This window comes from Stappia sp. G46H5W (assembly GCF_058448995.1).
Genome location: NZ_JBZFLL010000001.1, coordinates 377,312 through 396,267 on the forward strand (window position 1 = coordinate 377,312; position 18,956 = coordinate 396,267).

Consider the following 18,956-nt stretch of genomic DNA (forward strand, 5'->3'; position numbering starts at 1 on the left):
AAGAGAACCCGCCCCTCCGGTGGCCGGACGGGCGAAGGACGTGCAAAAGAACGGGAGGCCTCAGGCATGACTGGACGTTTCACCCGGCGCGGCGTGCTCGCCACCGCCCTCACGGCGATGCTGGCGGCGACCGCCCCCATCACCTCGGCGGGCGCGCAGACGATCCGCACCGACGTCAATATCGGCGTCCGGCTCGAGCCGCCGCATCTCGACCCGACTGCGGGCGCGGCAGCGGCCATCGACGAGATCACCTATGCCAACATCTTCGAGGGTCTGACGCGCATCGACGCGGAGGGAGCTGTGAAGCCCTGGCTCGCGAAGAGCTGGGAGATTTCCGAAGACGGGCTGACCTACACGTTCCACCTGCAGGCGGACGTGAAGTATCACGACGGCACCGACTTCGACGCCAACGACGCCAAGTTCTCGCTTGACCGGGCACGCGGCGAGTTCAGCACCAATGCGCAGAAGCCGCTGTTCGAGGGCATCGAGGAGGTCGAGGTCGTCGATCCGCTGACGCTCAAGGTCACGCTGAAGAAGCCGAACGGCGCGTTCCTGTTCAATCTGGGCTGGGGCGATGCCGCGATGGTGGCGGAGGAGACCGCCTCCTCCAACACCTCCAAGCCCATCGGCACCGGACCGTTCAAGCTGGTTCAGTGGGTGCAGGGTGACCGTATCGAGCTGGCCAAGAACGCCGAATACTGGGGCGAGCCGGCGCAGCTCGACCGGGCGACCTTCCGCATCATCGCCGATCCGGCGGCGGAGCTCGCCGCGCTGATGGCCGGCGATATCGACGCCTTCCCGAACTTCCAGGCGACCGAGAACCTGCCGATGCTGGCGGCCGACCCGCGCTTTACCGTGGCCGTCGGCTCGACCGAGGGCGAGACCATCCTCGCCATGAACAACAAGAAGGGGCCGCTTTCCGATGTGCGGGTGCGCCGGGCGATCTCTCATGCGGTCGACCGTCAGGCGGTGATCGACGGCGCGATGTTCGGCAACGGCACGCCGATCGGCAGCCATTTTGCTCCGCATCACCCGGCCTATGTGGACCTGACGGGCACCTATCCGCTCGATCTCGACAAGGCGAAGGCGCTGCTTGCCGAGGCCGGCTATCCGGACGGGTTCAAGGCGACCTTGAAGCTGCCGCCGCCGACCTATGCCCGCCGCGGCGGCGAGCTGATCGCCTCGGACCTGAAGAAGATCGGCGTCGAGATGGAGATAGTGCCGCTGGAATGGGCGCAGTGGCTGTCTGAAGTCTTCAAGGGCAAGGACTTCGACTTCACCATCATCTCCCATACCGAGCCGATGGACATCAACATCTACGGCCGCAAGGACTACTATTTCCAGTATGACAGCGAGGCCTTCGACAAGGTGATGGCCGAGCTGGAGACGACGACCGAAGAACAGGCGCGCTACAAGCTGCTGGGCGATGCCCAGCGGATCATCGCCGAGGACGCGGTCAACGTGTTCCTGTTCCAGCTGGCCAAGGCCGGCGTGTGGAGCGCAAACCTGAAGGGCATGTGGGTCAACTCGCCGATCCAGGCGAACGACCTGACCGGCGTCCACTGGGAGTAATTCCGGCCGGACGGCAGGCAGACACGACGAGGGGCGGCGGCCGGAAGGCCCCGCCCCTTTTCCTTGTTCAAATGCCGGTTGTCGTCAGACGAAGAGCAGCACGCCGCCGCCGGCAACGAGCCCGGCGCGCAGCAGCGGATTGATCGGGGCGATGACGCCGAAGGAGATGGCCGAGAGGGCCGCGCCGACTTTCAGAGCGGCGAGCAGTGCCATGGCCGGGTCAGCAGCGAGCGTGATCAGGTCCGGATTGGCGATCATGCCGAGCGGCACGAGATAGAGCCCGAGGCCGAGCGCCATGGCCGAGGCCGCGACCTTCAGCCAGTTCTCCCCGACCATGCCAGCGGCGATGAAGACCGCGCCGCAGACCGGCGGCGTGATGGTCGACAGCAGCGCGTACCAGAACACGAAGAGATGCGCCTGCAGCACCGGCACGCCGAGCGCGGTGAGCGCAGGGCCCGCGACGGAGACGCAGATCACATAGGCGGCCGTCGTCGGCACCTCCATGCCGAGGATGAGGCAGGCGAGCGCGGTGAGCAGCAGCGCCGGCCACAGCAGCCCGCCCGAGCCGGACAGGATCAGCGAGGTGATCTTGACCCCAAGACCGGTCAGCCCGAGCACGCCGATGATGATGGAGGCGCACAGGATGATCGCCGCGATGGTGGCGATCTGCCGGCCGGAATTCACCGCCGCCTCCTCCAGCCGCAACAGGGTGCGGCGCCAGTCGAAACTCAGGCGAGCATCGAGGACCAGGAGCAAGGCACCAACGAGGATCGCCAGCGAGGCGGCGTATTGCGGCGTCACCTTGAGGCCGAACATGCCCCACAGCAGGATCGAGAACGGCACGAGGAAGAAGGCGGAGGTGATGACGACCGCACGCAGGGCCGGCCGGTCCTCCGGCGCGATGCCTTTCAGCACATGGCGGAAGGAGAAGGCATCAATGCCCACCCACACGGCAAGGAAATAGAGAAAGGCCGGCAGGAGCGCGGCCATCATGATGTCCGAATAGGGCGTGCCGGTCAGCTCCACCATCACGAAGGCGCCTGCCCCCATCAGCGGCGGCATGATCTGACCGCCCGAGGAGGCGACCGCCTCGACCGCGCCGGCGAGCGAGCGTGGATAGCCGAGCCGGGTCATCGCCGGCAGGGTGATGGCGCCGGTGGAAGCGACATTGGCCGAGGCCGAGCCCGAGATCGAGCCGAACAGCGCGGAGGAGATCACCGAGACCTTGGCCGCACCGCCGCGCAGGCGGCCTGCGGCGGCGGCCGCGACATTCATGAACCCCTGCCCCGCCTCACCGGCATTCAGCACCGCGCCGAAGATGACGAAGATGGCGACGACCGAGACCGAGACGCCGGTCAGCTTGCCCCACAGGGCACCCTCGGCAATCGTCAGCGTGCCGAAGAGGCTAGCCATCGGCAGGCCGGGATGGCCGAACTCGCCGGGGATCGCCTCGCCCCAGACCGCATAGGCGAGCGCAATCGCGGCGACAAGCGGCAGCGGCCAGCCGATGGCCCGGCGCGCCATCTCCAGCGTGACGAAAAGCAGGGCAAGGGCGATGGCGAGCTGTCCGTCATCCACCAGGAAGCCGTACTGGTCGCCCAGCATGTCGTGGTTCCAGGCGACCCACAGGCACGCGGCGATGCCGACGGCGGCCAGCGGCAAGCCGGTCCAGCGCTGGAACGGAGTACGCGCCATCAGCACGAAGACGAAAGGAACTGCAAGTGCCATGTGCAACGGCCGGCTTACCAGGTTGGGCACCAGGCCGGTGAAGACCAGCCAGAGGTGAAAGCCGATGGACAGCGCGCCGAGCGCTGCCCAGAAGAGCCGGGCCGAAAGAGACATGAACGCCGTCCTGGTGAACCGCCGGCACCGAGCCGGAAACGAAAGCTGCAAGGGAAAAGGCATCGGCCCGGACAGATGCCCGGGCCGGAACCGCGTAAGTCTGGCAGACGGCCGCTTGGAGGCCGACCCCAGACACTGGCTGTTGTGCGCTTACTTCTGCGCGTCGGTCAGGGCAACGCCCTTTTCCGAATAGTAGCGCTGCGCACCCGGATGGATCTTGCCGGAAATGCTGGCGAGCATGTCGGTCGTCACGCCCTTCCACCACGGCGCATCGGCGCTCATCTTTTCCTTCTGCTCCCAGAAGGTCTTGGTCATCTGATACGCAGTCTCGTCATCCATCGCGGTGGTGGCGAAGGCGACCACGTCCAGCGAGGTGGTGACGACGTCCTTGTCCTGACCGGCATAGGTGCCGGCCGGGATCACCGTGCGGGTGCGCTTGGTCGCCGCGACCTGCTCATCGGAAAGCGAGAGCAGCGTCACGCCGGTGCCGGCGGCCGCCTCGATGACGTTCGGCGCCGGCCAGGAGCCGGCGGTCACGAAGCCGTCGATCTGGCCATTCTTGAGCGCAGCGCCCGCATTGGACAGCTCGACGTCGGCGAGGTTGACCTTGTCCTTCAGCCCGAAGAGATCGAGATACTTGGCGCCTTCCGTCGCACCGAAGGAGCCCTTGCCGATCAGGATGTTCTTGCCTTCCATGCCGGCGAAATCGGTCACGCCGCTCTCCGTCGACATGACAAAGTGCATCGTCAGCGAGGGAATCGGGAAGAGCGCGCGGATCTCGTCGAACTTCGGATTGCCCTTGCCGTCGAACGGGCCCTTGGCGCCCTGCGCCAGGCCGACAAGGCCGGGAGGCGTGGTGAAGACGTAGTTGCCGGGGCGGACGGCCGCTTCCATCACGTTCTGAACCGAGCCCTGGCTCTCTTCCAGCGTGACGATGATGCCGCCGTCGGTGCCGGCCTTGATCGCCTCGGCGATCTGAACGCCCATCTGGTAGTAGGACGTGCCGGCGGAGGCCGACTTGTAGGTCACGCGCGTCTCGGCGGATGCGGACAGCGGCACGAGCGCGGCGAGGCCGGCGATGGCGAGTTTGCTCCAGATCGTCATGTATCCTCCCAGGGGATCGTTCGTTGCATTGTTCTCGGGCGGGCCGCCCGCAAGCAGGACGACCGGGCCGGCAAGCGGTTCGGGAGGCCGAGATTAGTCCGCGCGCGCGCGCCATGCACCCCTGAAATCGCGGAAAATGACGAGGGTTGGGATGGCTGCACAGTGCATTGCCCAACCGCGTCCCCCTTTTCCGCCGGGCCCATCCCCTATAGCGTTGGCGCGTCGACAGATTCTCGCCCGGAGCCGCTTCGCCCGATGCTGGTCCACGCCGCTAAACGCTTTGCCGGACTGTTCGCGACGTTGATCGTCGCGACCGTGGTCGTGTTCCTGGTGCTGGAGGTGGTGCCGGGCGACCCTGCGCAGGTGATGCTGGGCATCAACGCGCAGGACGACACACTCGCCGCGCTGCGCGGCCAGCTCGGCCTCGACCGCCCGGCGTGGGAGCGCTACGTGAGCTGGGTCGCGGGCTTTGCCACCGGCGATCTCGGCACCAGCTACACCTATTCCGTACCAGTGGCCGATCTGGTCGCCGCGCGCATTACCGTCTCGCTGCCGCTGGCACTGCTGGCGCTGGCGCTGTCCACGGTGATAGCGATCCCCGTCGGCGTCTATGCCGCCTCCAAGCGCGGCCGCTGGCAGGACGGCGGTATCATGGCCCTGACGCAGGTCGGCATCGCCGTTCCGAACTTCTGGTTCGCGATGCTGCTGGTCTTCATCTTCGCGGTGACGCTGCGGCTGGTACCCTCCGGCGGCTTTCCCGGATGGGAGGCCGGGCTGTGGCCCGCGCTGAAGGCACTGCTGCTGCCGGCCATCGCGCTGGCGCTGCCGCAGGCGGCGATCCTTGCCCGTGTCATGCGCTCCTCTCTCATCGACGCGCTGCACGAGGACTATGTCCGCACGGCGCGCGCCAAGGGCCTGACGCGGCGCGCCGTGCTGTGGAAGCACGCAGTGCGCAACGCCTTGATCCCGGTTCTGACGATCCTCGGCCTGCAGTTCTCGTTCCTCATCGCCGGCACGATCATCATCGAGAACGTGTTCTACCTGCCCGGTCTCGGGCGGCTGATCTTCCAGGCGATCACCCAGCGCGACCTGATCGTGGTGAAGAGCGTCGTCGTGCTGCTGGTCGCCTGCGTGATCCTGGTGACTTTCCTCGTCGACCTCGCCTATGCGCTGGTCGACCCCCGGCTGAGGAGGCGCTGAGCGATGGCAGGATCAGGGGCACTGCGCATGGCCGCGCAGCACAAGACGCTGATCACTGGCGCGGCCATCGTCGCGTTCGTCCTGGCAGCGGCGCTGATCTCGCTGGTCTGGACGCCCTATCCGATCGACGTTCTGTCGGTCGCCAACCGGCTCAAGGGCCCCTCGCTGACGCATCTCCTGGGCACCGACCAGTTCGGCCGCGACATGGTGTCGATGCTGATGGTGGGCGCGCGCACATCCATCGCCGTGGCCCTGGTGGCGGTGGGGATCGGCATTCTCGTTGGCGTGCCGCTGGGGCTGCTGGCGGCAGCCCGCGGCGGCTGGCTGGACGAGACCTTGATGCGGGCGAACGATCTCGTCTTCGCCTTCCCCGCGCTTCTGTCTGCTGTGATGATCACCGCGATCCTGGGACCGGGCGCGATCAACGCGATCCTGGCCATCGGCATCTTCAACATTCCCGTCTTCGCACGGGTGGCGCGCGGCGGTGCGCTGTCGCTGAAATCGCGCGAATTCGTGCTCGCCGCCCGCGTCTCCGGCAAAGGCGAGGTACGGATCATCGCCGAGCATGTGCTGCCGAACATCGCCAACCTGCTGATCGTTCAGGGCACGATCCAGTTCTCGCTCGGCATCCTGGCCGAAGCGGGCCTGTCCTATGTCGGCCTCGGCGCGCAGCCGCCGCTCGCCTCCTGGGGACGCATGCTGAACGAGGCGCAGACGATGATGGCGCTGGCGCCGAGCCTTGCCCTCTATCCGGGTCTTGCCATTGTCGTCACCGTGCTCGGTCTCAACCTTCTGGGCGATGGATTGCGCGACCTGCTCGACCCGCGACTGAAGAGGCGCACGACATGAGCGGCTTCTTCGCGGTCGAGGGGCTGGACGTCGACATTCACGGCAAGCGGATCCTCAAGGGTGTCTCGCTGGAGATCGGCCGCGGCGAGACCTTCGGCCTGGTGGGCGAATCCGGTTCCGGCAAGTCGATGACCGCACTGGCCGCCATGCAGCTGCTGCCGCACGGGGCAGAGGCGCGCGGGCGCATCCTGCTGGACGGGGCGGACGTGCTGTCGGTGAGCGAGGCGGCGATGTGCCGGCTGCGCGGACGGCGGATCGGCATGGTGTTCCAGGAGCCGATGACCGCGCTCAATCCGGTGAAGACCATCGGCGAGCAGATCGCCGAAGGGCTGGTCCTGCACATGCGGATGACGCGGGCTACGGCGATGGAGCGGGTCCGGGTGTTGCTCGACCGGGTGGGTCTGGCGCGCGCCCGGGTGACGCCCGAGCGCTTTCCCCATCAGCTGTCCGGCGGGCAGCGGCAGCGGGTCGTGATCGCCATGGCGATCGCCTGCCAACCGGACCTGCTGATCGCCGACGAGCCGACGACCGCGCTCGACGTCACCATCCAGGCGCAGATCCTCGCCCTGGTGCGCGAGATCGTCGAGGCGGAGAAGATGGGCTGCCTGCTGATCAGCCACGACCTTGCCGTAGTGGCGGAGATGGCCGATCGGGTGGCGATCATGAAGGACGGCGAGATCGTCGAGAGCGGGCGCACGGCCGCGCTGTTCGCAAACCTGCGCCATCCCTATTCGAAGGCGCTGATGGCGGCCTCGAACCATGTGCCGAAGCGCAGCAAGGGCCCCGCGCATAGCCCGGCCAATCACGGCATGCAGCCGATCCTCTCGGTCCGGGAGCTGGTGCGCGCCTATCCGCAGTCGCGCGCGGGCCTGTTCCGGAAAAGCCCGCCGGTGGTCGCCGTCAATCGCGTCAGTTTCGACATCCGCCCCGGTCAGAGCGTCGGCCTTGTCGGGGAATCGGGCTGCGGAAAATCGACCCTTGCCCGCGCCCTGCTGGGGCTGGAGGCGCCGGACGGGGGAGCCATCTCCGTGCTGGGCCAGGATCCGCATTCGGCGCGCGGAGCAACGCGCGAGGCAGTGCACCGGGCCGTGCAGGTGGTGTTTCAGGACCCTTACGGCAGCTTCAACCCGCGCCACCGCATCGGACGCGTGGTGGCCGAACCGCTCTATCTGCTGCGCGGCGAGATCGACGGGCGCGAGGCAAAGGAGCGGGTTGCCGGCGCCCTGACTGAGGTCGGCCTGTCGGAAGCCGACATGGCGAAATATCCGCACGAGTTCTCCGGCGGGCAGCGCCAGCGCATCGCCATCGCCAGGGCGCTGGTCACGCGGCCGAAGCTGATCATCGCCGACGAGCCGGTGTCCGCGCTCGACGTGTCGATCCGCGCGCAGATCCTCGACCTCTTCGCCGATCTCCGGGCCCGGCACGGCCTTGCCTATCTGTTCATCTCGCACGACCTCAGCGTGGTGCGTGCCATCACCGACGAGGTGATGGTGATGAACGGCGGCCAGATCGTCGAACGCGGGCGCACGGCCAGGGTGTTCGACCATCCCCGACACCCCTACACGCGGCTCTTGGTCGCCGCCGCACCGCGCCTCGACACGGCGCTGGCGGCCCGGCGCCAGATCGAGGAGGCGAGCACGAACTGAGATGAGCACGACAGCAAGCGACCCGCTGCGCCTCGGCATCGACTGGGGCGGCACGAAGATGGAGATCATCGCGCTGGAGCGCGACGGTACGGAGCGATTTCGCCTGCGGGTGCCGACGCCGCGCGACGATTATCAGGGCTGCATCCGCGCTGTTGTCGGTCTCGTGGAGGCTGCCGAGAGCGCGACCGGCCAGCGCGGCACCGTGGGCTTCGGCATCCCCGGTTCGCTGTCGCCGGCAACCGGCCTCGTCAAGAACGCCAATTCCACCTGGATGAACGGCATGCCGCTCGACCGCGACCTGGAGGCCGCGCTTGCGCGGCCGGTCCGCATCGAGAACGACGCCAACTGCCTTGCGGTCTCGGAGGCGACGGACGGTGCCGGCAAGGGCGCGCATGTGGTGCATGCGATCATCATCGGCACGGGCTGCGGTTCAGGGATCGCAATCGACGGACGGGCGCATCGCGGCCGCAACGGCATTGGCGGCGAATGGGGCAACATTTCCGTGCCGTGGATGACCGACGAGGAGTTTCCCGGGCCCGACTGCTGGACGGGCAAGCGCGGCACCATCGACCGCTGGTGTTCGGGCACGGGCTTCCAGTGGGACTACAAGCAGGCGACGGGACGCGCGCTCTCGGGTCACGAGATCATGGAGCGTGCCCGCACGGGAGAGGCGGACGCGCTCGCCAATCTGGAGCGCTACGTCTCCCGACTGGCACGCGCCATGGCAATGGTTGCCAACATCCTCGACCCGGATGTCTTCGTGCTGGGCGGCGGAATGTCGAACATCGCGGAGCTCTACGACCTGCTGCCCCGGGAAATCGGCCGGCATGTCTTCTCGGACCAGTATGACGTGCCGATCCGCAAGGCGGTGCACGGCGACAGTTCCGGCGTGCGGGGCGCCGCCTGGCTGTGGAACGACTGAGCCGGGCAGCTCGTCGCAACTGCACACGCCGGTTCGCCCCCTCCCAGTATCGGTCAGCCTGCCTATATGGTTCTTGAGGATCACCAGGGAGGAGGGTCTCACATGGTTTCACTCAAGCCTGTCCGTATCGCCGCCTGCAGCGCTCTTGTTGCGGTGCTCACGGCCGCTGCCCTGCCCGCGCAGGCCGAGCCGCGTGCTTACCGGATCGATCCCAGCCACTTTTCCGTCGTCTTCAACGCCATGCATATCGGCTACGCCCCCACTTGGGGCCTGTTCCTGAAGGGCGAAGGCAGCTTCACCTATGACGAGGAAACGCGTGAACTCTCCGATCTCTCCGTCGCAATCGAGGCCGGGAGCGTCTTTTCCAACGACGAGCGTCGCGACGGACACCTGCGCTCGGGCGACTTCCTGAGTGCGGAAGCACATCCTCGCACAACCTTCCAGATGACGGATGCACGCCCGCAAACGGACACGAGCGGGACCGTGACCGGCGACCTGACGCTGCGCGGCGTGACGCGGCCGGTAACGCTTGATGTCACGCTCAACAAGATCGGCCCCTACCCGTTCGGCGGAACCTATGTGATCGGCATCAGCGCCAGCACCGTGCTGAAACGCTCCGATTTCGGCATGACCTATGCCGTGGCGGATGGGCTGGTCGGCGACGAGGTCTCCATCCGCATCGACCTGGAAGCGATCCGGCAATAGCCGCTGCCATAGAGGCACCTCCCCCGCGCCCCAACAACGACCGGCAACAACTTTAGGAAATTGCCATGGCGGATCACAATCATCGAGAAACGACAGCGACTGATCGGATCCCATAAGAAATCGGCAAAGATCCCGATGATTAAGTCGATGGTAACGCGCCCCCTATAGGCACTTAGACGGAGATATTCGCGGCTGGCCTTCAGGGGGTTCGAAATGCGTTTTTCCGATCTGTCGATCAGAAACAAACTGCTGGTCAGTGCCGGCGCACTGTTTTCCGTTTCCATCATCGGCGTAAGCCTTGTCGGCTCGATGGTCATGTCCTCGGCAGCGGAGAGCGCCGCCGAACGGGAAGCCAAGGCGCTTCTGACATCCTATGCCAACGAGGTGTCCGGCAGCCTCACGCGTTCGCTGACCGTCGCCAAGAGCGTTGCCGCTGCCGCGGAAGGGCTGATCGCCAACGGCATGACCGATCGCGACCGGCTCGGCGACCTGATGATCAAGACAGTGGAGAACAATCCGCACCTTGTCGGCATGACGCTGGCCTTCGAGCCGAACGGGCTGGACGGCCGCGATGCCGATTTCAAGGATCACAAGTATTCGGACGCCAACGGCCGCTTCGTCCCCTATTTCTATTTCGGCGAGGACAAGAAGGTCGCCGTCGAACAGCTCGTGATGACCAAGGAGGCCGGCACCGAAGGCTGGTACGACATGCCGGTGCGCGAAAACCGGTCTCTGCTCACCCCGCCTTACGCCTATCCGATCGACGGCAAGGACGTGCTGCTGACCACCATCAGCTGGGTCGTGCGCAAGGACAACAAGCCGATCGGCATCGCCACGTCCGACCTCGCCCTTTCGGGCATCGCCGACCGCATGGCCGCCAATCACCCGTTCGGCGCTGGCGAAGTTAAGCTGATCGGCGGCGACAACCTTTGGGTCGCAACATCCGATACCGCCACCCTCGGCAAGACCGTCGAGGATGGGAACGTCCTTGAAGTGCTTCAGAAAGTGGGAACGGAAGCCGCCGCCTCCCTCTTCGGTGAGCGGTACGTCGCCATTCAGCCCGTGACATTCCCGGACGTTCAGGAGCGGTGGTACGTCGTGCTGGACGTGCCCCATTCGGCGATGATCGCCGGTGCCGTGACCGCGCGCAACACGATGCTGGCCATCGGTCTCGGCCTGCTGGGAGCCGTGCTGGTACTTGTCTGGTTCGGCGCAGGCGCGCTCGCCCGCCCGGTCGCACGCCTCACCGATGTGATGGGCCGACTGGCCGCCGGCGACACCTCTGTCGATGCCGGCATGGACGAGCGCCGCGACGAGATCGGCGACATGGCCCGTGCGGTCGAAACCTTCCGCGAAAACGCCATCGAGCGCCAGCGGCTGGAAGAAGCGCAGTCGGAGGACGCGCATGCCCGCGCCGCCCGCCAGGCCCGCACCGAACAGCTCATCGCGGATTTCCGGGACAAGGTGCAGTCGCTGATCGGCACGGTGAGCGAAACGGCCAGCGGGCTGGACGAAACCGCCCGCGCCCTGTCCGCCTCCGCCCAGGAAAGCGCCGAGCGCGCCAGCGAGACCTCGCAGGCCAGCTCCGCCGCCACCGGCAACGTCCAGACCGTGGCCAGCGCCGCCGAGGAGCTCTCCGCCTCCATCGCCGAGATCTCCCGCCAGGTCGGCCAGACCACCCAGGTCGTCAACCAGGCCACCCAGGGCACCCACTCCACCAACGAGAAGGTCGCGGGCCTTGCCGCCGCCGCCCACAAGATCGGCGAGGTCGTCTCGCTGATCCAGGCCATCGCCGAGCAGACCAACCTTCTCGCGCTGAACGCCACCATCGAGGCGGCCCGTGCCGGCGAGGCCGGCAAGGGCTTTGCCGTCGTCGCCGCCGAGGTCAAGGAGCTGGCCAACCAGACCTCCAAGGCGACCGAGGAGATCGGCGCCCAGATCGCCGCGATCCAGGGCTCGACCGGCGAGGCGGTCGCCGCCATCGGCGAGATCGCCCAGATCATGCAGGAAGTGAACGGCTACACCGCCTCCATCGCCTCCGCCGTCGAGCAGCAGGGTGCCGCCACCAACGACATCTCCCGCTCGGTGCAGCAGGCAGCCGAAGGCACCGGCTCGGTGACGCGCAACATGGAGATGCTGGCCCACACCGTCGACAGCACGTCGGCAGCCGCCGACAACGTCCTCGACGCCTCCGGCGCCATGAGCCGCAACACCGACGCCCTGCGCGGTGAAATCGACCGGTTCCTGAAGGACGTCGCGGCGGCCTGACATCGCAGCGTCCGGCCCAAGACAGGGAGCACGCTCCCTTTGCGCAAAAAATTGCCCCCGGTTCGCGCCACGAACCGGGGGCTTTTTCTTTCGCGTTGCGGCAAAGCGGGGCTAGGTTTGAATCTGTAACCTCGCGATTCCGCAACGAGACAGGAGATATCGCCCGTGAGCGACCAGGAGACCATCGAAACCCCGAACGGCGAACTGACGCTGCGGACGATGGCCATGCCCGCCGACACCAACGCGGCCGGAGACATCTTCGGCGGCTGGGTGCTGTCGCAGATGGACCTTGCCGGCGGCATCGCGGCAGGCCAGCGGGCGCGCCGGCGCGTGGTGACGATCTCCGTCGAGCGGATGACCTTCATCCGCCCCGTGCATGTGGGCGATGTGCTTTGCGTCTATTGCCGGGTGACGGGCGTCGGCCGGACCTCGATGAAGATCGGCATCGAGGCCTGGGCCCTGCGCCATCGGCACGGCCAGCGCGAGAAGGTGACCGATGCGACCTTCACCTTCGTCGCGGTCGACGATCAGGGGCGCCCGATCCCGGTGCCGGCGGAAGACGAGGACTGACGCCGACGCAGGCGGGCACGCAGCGCCACGGCGAGCTGCGGATGGCGGGCGGCGATGTCGCGAAACAGCACTTCGTCGACCGCCCTGCGGCACCCGCCGGTCCACAGGCGCTCGAGATCGGCAAGGCGCCGCGCGCGCTCGGCATCGTCGAGAACAGCCTGCTCCCCGCCCCGGCCAAGGCCGATACAGGTGGCACGCATCCGCAGGCCGGCAGCCAGAACACGAATTTCGGAAAGACGCAGCGGTGCTGAGGCTGCAAAGGCACAGCGCGCTTCGAGGGGCGCGGCTGCGGGGTCAAGGCTCGTCGGCGCGGCGAACGCGGCTCTGGACATAAAAAATCCTCCATCGGTTTCCCGAGGAGGACTGGCGCGGATCAAACGACCGTTTCGTTGCCGCTATTCTGCGGCCACATCCCCAAAACGCAAACCGGTTGACCCGGTCCTTTGTGTCAGGGAGACCACCTTGCCCGGTCGGGCAGGTTGGCGAGGGCGCCAGCCCTTCTCTTGATGACGAGCGATCTATGCCACGGGGCACGCGCCAGTGCAAGTGGCCCGGTACAAGTGGCAAGGCGCAAGCGGCAAGACCGCCCGCCCCTTGCCAGGGTCAGGCAGCGTCGCGCGACGTCTCTTCTTCTTCCTCGGCGCGCGGGTCGAGCGCGAGGGTCTCCGGCGTGGAGAAGCGAACCCCCGAGGCCATGGCGACGAAGTCCTCCTTCTCGCCCTGCGCGACCGGTGCACGCTGGGTCATCCGCCAAATCGCGAAGGCGATGATGAAGGCGTGAGCGGCGGAAGTGACAGCGAACAGCCCTTGCGGGCGCGTCATCGTCATCATCACGGCCGCAAGCAGCGGGCCGACCACTGAACCGACACCGAACAGCAGCAGCAGACCGCCGCTGGTCTTTAGGAATTCGCCCGGCGGCGAGTGGTCGTTCGCGTGGGCGACGATGACCGGATACATCGAATAGATCATGCCGCCGAAGGCCCCGACCAACGCAATGATGGCGATGGGCGACAAGGCGCCGCCGAACGTCAGCCCGGCCCCGAGCAGACAGCCGACCACCGCGATGCCGATCAGCACCATGCGCCGGTCGATGCGGTCGGACAGGACGCCGATCGGGATCTGGATCAGGGCGCCGGCCAGCAGCGCCACCGACATCATGGTGGCGATAGACGAGACGGATAGCCCCACCTGGCGGCCATAGACGGCCCCGAGCGTGCCGAAGGCGCTGTTGGAGATGCCCACGAGAAAGACACCGATCACGGCAACCGGAGAATTGCGCCAGAGCGAGCGGATATCCAGACGCACCTGGGACAGCGGCTGGGGAGCTGCGGCGGTCGACAAGGCGGTGGGAAGCAGCGCGCAGGAATAGACCATCGCACCGACCACGAAAAACAGGAAGCCGGCGGGATCCCCCAAGGTGAGCAGCATCTGCCCGGCGGTCGTCGCACCGAGATTGATCATCGTGTAGATGCCGAAGATGCGGCCGCGCGTTTCCGGATTGGCCCGCTCGTTGAGCCAGCTCTCCACCACCATGGCCGCACCGGCGAAGCAGAAGCCGGAGAGCGCACGCAGCGGGATCCAGGCCCAGGGCGTCATGAAGACGAGATTCAGCAGCACGACGATGGAGGCGAGCGAGCAGAACACGCCGAAGGAGCGGATGTGGCCGACGCGACTCACGATCACCGGCGTCAGCAGGCAGCCGCCGATATAGCCGATGGCCCAGCCGGTACCCAGAAGACCAAGGGAGCCGTCGGAAAAGCCCTCGAACGAGCCCCTGAGCGGCAGCAGCAGCCCCTGAAGACCGCCCGCGAGCAACAGCAACGCGGAACCGACGAGAAGGGCAGCGATGGGAAGTATCTGGGTCATGCGGGCCGTTTGGCTGGCGAACGGGAGTGCCTGCAATCGCAGGAGGGCGGGGCTGTGAGGCCTTCGCCCAACCTATCTTGCGGGCCTGCGTCGGAATTGAGGCAGGCGGCGGCGAAAGGCCGGCCGCACGAAGCAGCCGGCACCTGACGCGAAGCCTAACAAATTCCCGTTCAAGAACAACCGCCCCCGACCGGATCGGGCGACGTTGCCCGATCAGACCCGGTTCAGCAGGCGAGCCCGGATTGTGCCCGACAGGAGGCGGATCTCCTCCAGGATCTCCACCGCATTCGCCACCGGCCCATCGGCGTCGAGAACGACATAACCGATCTCGCCATCGGTCTGGTAATGCTGCGCCGCGATGTTGATCTTGTAGCGGGCGAAGAGGTCGTTGAGCTTGCCGAGCTCGCCCGGCAGGTTGCGCTGGACCTGGATGAAGCGGGTGTTGTTGGTGCCCTTGGGGAGCTGCACCTGGGGGAAATTCACCGCACCGATGGTGGAGCCGACGTCCGAATACTCGATCAGGCGGCGGGCGACTTCCTCGCCGATCCGCTCCTGGGCCTCTTCCGTCGAACCGCCGACATGCGGGGTCAGAATGACGTTCTCGAGCCCGCGCAGGGCCGAGACGAATTCCTCGTCGTTGGACTTCGGCTCGCTGGGGAAGACGTCGACGGCGGCACCGGCAAGGTGACCGGAGCGAAGCGCCTGGGCCAGGGCATCGATGTCGAGCACCGTGCCGCGCGCGTTATTGATCAGGTAGGCGCCCTTCTTCATCGACGCGATTTCGGCAGCGCCGATCATGCCGCGGGTCTCCGGCGTCTGCGGCAGGTGCAACGAGACGACATCGGCAACGGCGAGAAGTTCACCGAGCGAGGAAACCGGCTCGACATTGCCGTGGCGGAGCTTGTCGGTGTGATCGAAATAGACCACCCGCATGCCCATCGCTTCGGCGAGCACCGCGAGCTGGGAGCCGATATTGCCGTAACCGACGATGCCGAGCGTCTTGCCGCGAACCTCGTTGCTGCCCGCGGCCGTCTTCAGCCAGCGCCCCTCATGGGCGGCCATCGACTTGGTGAAGGCGCCGCGCATCAGCATGACGATTTCGGCGATGGTCAGCTCGGCGACGCTGCGGGTGTTGGAGAACGGCGCGTTGAAGACCGGGACGCCGCGCCGGTTCGAGCCGACGAGATCGACCTGGTTGGTGCCGACGGAGAAACAGCCGATCGCTACAAGGGTGCCGGCGGCCTTCAGGATCTCCTCGTCGATCTGCGTGCGCGAGCGGATGCCGACGATGTGGACGCCCTGCAGCGCCTCGATCAGCGCATCGCGGTCAAGCGCCGTCTTGAGCTGGGTGACATTGGTGTAGCCCGCCTGCTCCAGCAGGACGGGGGCGGTCGGGCTGATGCCTTCCAGCAGGAGCCAGCGGATTTGGTGCTTCGGGCGCGACAGACCGGTCTTCATGAAACGGCGTTCCGTATGCGGTGCAAGGGAGGGGCGGCGATTGCCGCCGCTGCGCTCTGGTGCCCTGTCTGCCGTAAAAATTCAACCGCCGCTTTTTGCAGCCCAGTCACGCAGCGAGGCCAGGAAGGCGGAAAACCGCGCTCGCGTGTCGCGAAAGCGCGCGATTTTGCCATAGGTCTCAACATCCATGTAGAGCGCGCGATTGACCTCGATCTGCAGGGAGTGGACGCCTCGTGCCGGATTGCCGTGGCGACGCAGAATCTCTGCTCCCTTGAAAGGATCGTTGACCGTCACCGAGAAGCCGAGTTCGATCAACAGGGCGCGCGCGGCCTCCAGATAGCCGGCACCGGCACTCGTGCCCTCGCGATCGGACAGCACGATATCGGGCCGCAACGATCCGGTTGCGTCCTCGTGCATGGCATTCGCCACCGGCTGCATGGAGTGCAGGTCGAGATGGAAGACGCGGCCATGCACCGCGCGAGCACTCTCCAGCAGTTCGCCAAGCGCCGCATGATAGGGACGCCAGCAGCGCTCCAGCCGGTCGAGATATTCTGCCCGGCGTACCGGGCCGGCGAGAAGCGGCGCTCCGTCGGGCGGCGTTGCCGTCCACACGACGCCCTTGCCGAGGCGCGCCTTGGCCGAAGGGGCAAGCTCCAGACCCTCGGCATCATCCAGCGAAGCCGGATCGAGATCGTCGAAGGCCCGATTGACGTCGCAGTAAATACGCCCGAACCGTGCCGTCAGAAGCTGCAGGCCCAGGGTGGGAGCGGAGGAAAAGAGCTCGTCGACATACATGTCCTCCGCCCGGCGATAACGCTCGGGCGGCTGGGCCGGCCTAAAGTCCGGCGGATAGAGCGTGCCGGAGTGCGGGCTGTCGAGGACGAGCGGCACCGCCGAGCCGGCAGGTCGCAGGATGTCGAACACCTCCCCCTCCCCGCCCTTCGGCACCGCGCTCATGCCCTATGCCTCGTTGAGGTGACAGGCGGAGATGCGACCCGGCGCAATCTCGCGCAGGGCCGGCGCTTCCTCGCGGCAGCGCGGCTTTGCATGCGGGCATCGCGGGTGGAAATGGCAACCGGTCGGCGGGGCGAGCGGCGACGGGATCTCGCCCTTCACCGGCTGGAACACCCGCTTGCGCGTATCGATCCGCGGCACCTCTTCCAGCAGCGCCCTGGCGTAGGGATGATTGGGGTCGGCGAAGAGCTCCGCCGCCGGCGCGCTTTCCACCACCCGGCCGAGATACATGATCACCACCCGGTCGGCGAGATGCTCGACCACGCCGAGATCGTGGGAGATGAAAAGGTAGGTGAGCCCCAGATCCTCGCGCAGGTCCATGAAGAGATTGAGCACCTGCGCCTGGATCGAGACGTCGAGCGCGGCGATGCTTTCATCGCAGACCAGGAAGTCGGGCTGCACGGCAAGCGCCCGGGCGATGCCGATCCGCTGGCGCTGACCGCCGGAAAACTGGTGCGGATAGCGGCTCTTGTAGCTGGGGTCGAGGCCCACCCGCAGCAACATGCGGTCGACATAATCGGCGACCTCGCCGCCCGACACCAGACCATGCACCCTCGGCGCCTCGCCGACGATGTCGCGCACGCGCATGCGCGGATTGAGCGAGGACATGGGGTCCTGGAAGATCATCTGGATTTTCAGCGCCGCATCGCGGCGCTCGGCCCCGGACAGGCTTTCGATATCCTGCCCGCGCCACAGGACTCGGCCGGCACTAGGGGCATGAACCCCGGCAACCACGCGCCCGAGCGTGGACTTGCCGCAACCGCTCTCGCCGACAAGGCCGACCACCTCGCCTTCGGCGATCTGCAGGGAGACATTGTCGACGGCGTGGACGACCTCCTCCTGCCGGTTGCCGCCGAACAGGTTGACGATCTTCTCGGCGGCGTCGAGACGGCGCACGAAGCGCTTCGACACGGCATCGAGGGCAAGAAGCGGCGCGGCGCTCATGCGGCACCTCCCCTGGCGGTTTCGAGAGTTCGGTGCGGATGGTGGCAGCGCGAGAAGCGGCCTGCCTCCAGCTCGGCCAGATCCGGCATGACCGTGCAGGCGGCATCGGCGCGCGGACAGCGGGCGGCAAAGCTGCAGCCCTCAGGCAGGGACAACAGCGACGGCGCCATGCCGGGGATCTGGGTCAGGCGCGCGCCGCGCCGGTTCTGGCTGGGCACGGACCCGATCAGCCCGTGCGTATAGGGATGGAAGGGCGCATCGAGAACGGCATCGACCGGCCCCTGCTCGACGATCCGGCCGGCATACATCACCGCCACCCGGTCCGCGAGCCCGCCGACGACGGCGAGATCATGGGTGATCCAGATCATCGCAAGCCCCGTGTCGGCGCACAGCTTCTGCACCTCATAGAGGATCTGCGCCTGGATGGTGACGTCGAGCGCCGTGGTCGGCTCGTCGGCAACGATCACCTCCGGTTCGTTGAGGAGGGCAATGGCGATGGCGACGCGCTGGCGCATGCCGCCGGAGAACTGGTGCGGATAGGCGGCGAGCCGCTCGTCCGGTGAGGGAATGCCGACACGGGCAAGCGCCTCGCGGGCCCGCTCGCGGGCCGCCTCGTGCGACACGCCGGCATGGGCGCGGATCGCCTCGATCATCTGCGTATCGATGCGCAGGACCGGATTGAGCGTCATCATCGGGTCCTGGAAGATCATGGCGATGCGCCGGCCCCGGAGCCGTCGCCACCCCTCCTCCGGCAGGCCGGCCAGTTCCTCTCCGCCCAGGCGGATCGAGCCCGAGACCAGGCGTCCCGGGGGATCGACAAGGCCCATCAGCGAGAAGCCGGTGACGGTCTTGCCCGAGCCGCTTTCGCCGACTAGGCCGAGCACCTCGCCGCGGGCAAGCGAGAACGAGACGCCATCGACGGCGCGAGCGACGCCTGCCTTGGTGAAGAAATGGGTCCGCAGATCCTGGACCTCGAGAATGGTTTCACGGGTCAT

16 protein-coding genes and 1 riboswitch are annotated in these 18,956 nt (G+C 66.9%); of the genes, 9 read left to right on the top strand and 7 right to left on the bottom strand.

Annotated elements, in window-relative coordinates:
• The first annotated feature begins 66 nt into the window (after positions 1–66).
• Positions 67–1,572 carry an ABC transporter substrate-binding protein gene (locus ACVJ6E_RS01490; protein WP_120270767.1) on the top strand — a complete coding sequence of 502 codons (1,506 nt, stop codon included), beginning with the start codon at positions 67–69 and terminating at the stop codon, positions 1,570–1,572.
• Positions 1,573–1,656: 84 nt separating this feature from the next.
• Here the strand turns inward: ACVJ6E_RS01490 and ACVJ6E_RS01495 are convergent, their stop codons facing one another.
• On the bottom strand, positions 1,657–3,414 hold the full coding sequence (locus tag ACVJ6E_RS01495; RefSeq protein ID WP_120270766.1) for a TRAP transporter fused permease subunit: 1,758 nt from the start codon (positions 3,412–3,414) through the stop codon (positions 1,657–1,659).
• Between the two features lie 150 nt (positions 3,415–3,564).
• Positions 3,565–4,518 (bottom strand): TAXI family TRAP transporter solute-binding subunit, encoded by a 954-nt coding sequence (locus tag ACVJ6E_RS01500; RefSeq protein ID WP_120270765.1) that lies wholly within the window; start codon positions 4,516–4,518, stop codon positions 3,565–3,567.
• Between the two features lie 255 nt (positions 4,519–4,773).
• Between ACVJ6E_RS01500 and ACVJ6E_RS01505 the strand changes: the two genes are divergently transcribed.
• The 8 genes from ACVJ6E_RS01505 to ACVJ6E_RS01540 all read left to right on the top strand — a co-directional run bounded on the left by ACVJ6E_RS01505 (position 4,774) and on the right by ACVJ6E_RS01540 (position 12,929).
• On the top strand, positions 4,774–5,718 hold the full coding sequence (locus tag ACVJ6E_RS01505; protein ID WP_120270764.1) for an ABC transporter permease: 945 nt from the start codon (positions 4,774–4,776) through the stop codon (positions 5,716–5,718).
• A gap of 27 nt (positions 5,719–5,745) precedes the next feature.
• Positions 5,746–6,567: an ABC transporter permease gene (locus ACVJ6E_RS01510; protein ID WP_120270763.1), complete on the top strand. Its 822-nt coding sequence runs from the start codon at positions 5,746–5,748 to the stop codon at positions 6,565–6,567.
• Positions 6,564–8,213, top strand: coding sequence for an ABC transporter ATP-binding protein (locus tag ACVJ6E_RS01515; protein WP_120270762.1), 1,650 nt, complete (start codon positions 6,564–6,566; stop codon positions 8,211–8,213). Before ACVJ6E_RS01510 ends, ACVJ6E_RS01515 begins: the two co-directional genes overlap by 4 nt.
• 25 nt (positions 8,214–8,238) lie before the next feature.
• Positions 8,239–9,135, top strand: coding sequence for an ROK family protein (locus ACVJ6E_RS01520; RefSeq protein ID WP_120270904.1), 897 nt, complete (start codon positions 8,239–8,241; stop codon positions 9,133–9,135).
• A 102-nt stretch (positions 9,136–9,237) separates the two neighbouring features.
• Positions 9,238–9,840, top strand: a complete 603-nt coding sequence (locus tag ACVJ6E_RS01525) for a YceI family protein (protein ID WP_120270761.1) — start codon at positions 9,238–9,240, stop codon at positions 9,838–9,840.
• A 213-nt stretch (positions 9,841–10,053) separates the two neighbouring features.
• On the top strand, positions 10,054–12,108 hold the full coding sequence (locus ACVJ6E_RS01530; RefSeq protein ID WP_185924803.1) for a methyl-accepting chemotaxis protein: 2,055 nt from the start codon (positions 10,054–10,056) through the stop codon (positions 12,106–12,108).
• A 219-nt stretch (positions 12,109–12,327) separates the two neighbouring features.
• Complete coding sequence (locus tag ACVJ6E_RS01535) at positions 12,328–12,678, top strand: acyl-CoA thioesterase (protein ID WP_067222700.1); 351 nt, start codon at positions 12,328–12,330, stop codon at positions 12,676–12,678.
• Positions 12,679–12,719: 41 nt separating this feature from the next.
• Positions 12,720–12,929 carry a hypothetical protein gene (locus ACVJ6E_RS01540; RefSeq protein ID WP_120269202.1) on the top strand — a complete coding sequence of 70 codons (210 nt, stop codon included), beginning with the start codon at positions 12,720–12,722 and terminating at the stop codon, positions 12,927–12,929.
• Between the two features lie 124 nt (positions 12,930–13,053).
• A riboswitch (SAM-I-IV-variant riboswitch) is annotated at positions 13,054–13,193 on the bottom strand.
• Between the two features lie 88 nt (positions 13,194–13,281).
• Here ACVJ6E_RS01540 and ACVJ6E_RS01545 read toward each other — a convergent pair.
• The 5 genes from ACVJ6E_RS01545 to ACVJ6E_RS01565 all read right to left on the bottom strand — a co-directional run bounded on the left by ACVJ6E_RS01545 (position 13,282) and on the right by ACVJ6E_RS01565 (position 18,956).
• Positions 13,282–14,544 carry an MFS transporter gene (locus ACVJ6E_RS01545; protein WP_120269201.1) on the bottom strand — a complete coding sequence of 421 codons (1,263 nt, stop codon included), beginning with the start codon at positions 14,542–14,544 and terminating at the stop codon, positions 13,282–13,284.
• Between the two features lie 213 nt (positions 14,545–14,757).
• Positions 14,758–16,002 (bottom strand): phosphoglycerate dehydrogenase, encoded by a 1,245-nt coding sequence (gene serA / locus ACVJ6E_RS01550; protein ID WP_120269200.1) that lies wholly within the window; start codon positions 16,000–16,002, stop codon positions 14,758–14,760.
• Between the two features lie 81 nt (positions 16,003–16,083).
• Entirely contained in the window at positions 16,084–16,959 is an 876-nt protein-coding gene (locus tag ACVJ6E_RS01555; RefSeq protein WP_120269199.1) for an N-formylglutamate amidohydrolase, read from the bottom strand.
• Between the two features lie 3 nt (positions 16,960–16,962).
• Entirely contained in the window at positions 16,963–17,961 is a 999-nt protein-coding gene (locus ACVJ6E_RS01560; RefSeq protein ID WP_120269198.1) for an ABC transporter ATP-binding protein, read from the bottom strand.
• Complete coding sequence (locus ACVJ6E_RS01565) at positions 17,958–18,956, bottom strand: ABC transporter ATP-binding protein (protein ID WP_120269197.1); 999 nt, start codon at positions 18,954–18,956, stop codon at positions 17,958–17,960. Before ACVJ6E_RS01565 ends, ACVJ6E_RS01560 begins: the two co-directional genes overlap by 4 nt.

Coding starts and splice junctions, on each gene's coding strand:
- ACVJ6E_RS01490 (WP_120270767.1), top strand. CDS start 67: ATGACTGGACGTTTCACCCGGCGCGGCGTGCTCGCCACCGCCCTCACG.
- ACVJ6E_RS01495 (WP_120270766.1), bottom strand. CDS start 3,414: ATGTCTCTTTCGGCCCGGCTCTTCTGGGCAGCGCTCGGCGCGCTGTCC.
- ACVJ6E_RS01500 (WP_120270765.1), bottom strand. CDS start 4,518: ATGACGATCTGGAGCAAACTCGCCATCGCCGGCCTCGCCGCGCTCGTG.
- ACVJ6E_RS01505 (WP_120270764.1), top strand. CDS start 4,774: ATGCTGGTCCACGCCGCTAAACGCTTTGCCGGACTGTTCGCGACGTTG.
- ACVJ6E_RS01510 (WP_120270763.1), top strand. CDS start 5,746: ATGGCCGCGCAGCACAAGACGCTGATCACTGGCGCGGCCATCGTCGCG.
- ACVJ6E_RS01515 (WP_120270762.1), top strand. CDS start 6,564: ATGAGCGGCTTCTTCGCGGTCGAGGGGCTGGACGTCGACATTCACGGC.
- ACVJ6E_RS01525 (WP_120270761.1), top strand. CDS start 9,238: ATGGTTTCACTCAAGCCTGTCCGTATCGCCGCCTGCAGCGCTCTTGTT.
- ACVJ6E_RS01530 (WP_185924803.1), top strand. CDS start 10,054: ATGCGTTTTTCCGATCTGTCGATCAGAAACAAACTGCTGGTCAGTGCC.
- ACVJ6E_RS01535 (WP_067222700.1), top strand. CDS start 12,328: ATGGCCATGCCCGCCGACACCAACGCGGCCGGAGACATCTTCGGCGGC.
- ACVJ6E_RS01540 (WP_120269202.1), top strand. CDS start 12,720: ATGGCGGGCGGCGATGTCGCGAAACAGCACTTCGTCGACCGCCCTGCG.
- ACVJ6E_RS01545 (WP_120269201.1), bottom strand. CDS start 14,544: ATGACCCAGATACTTCCCATCGCTGCCCTTCTCGTCGGTTCCGCGTTG.
- serA (WP_120269200.1), bottom strand. CDS start 16,002: ATGAAGACCGGTCTGTCGCGCCCGAAGCACCAAATCCGCTGGCTCCTG.
- ACVJ6E_RS01555 (WP_120269199.1), bottom strand. CDS start 16,959: ATGAGCGCGGTGCCGAAGGGCGGGGAGGGGGAGGTGTTCGACATCCTG.
- ACVJ6E_RS01560 (WP_120269198.1), bottom strand. CDS start 17,961: ATGAGCGCCGCGCCGCTTCTTGCCCTCGATGCCGTGTCGAAGCGCTTC.
- ACVJ6E_RS01565 (WP_120269197.1), bottom strand. CDS start 18,956: ATGACCCGTGAAACCATTCTCGAGGTCCAGGATCTGCGGACCCATTTC.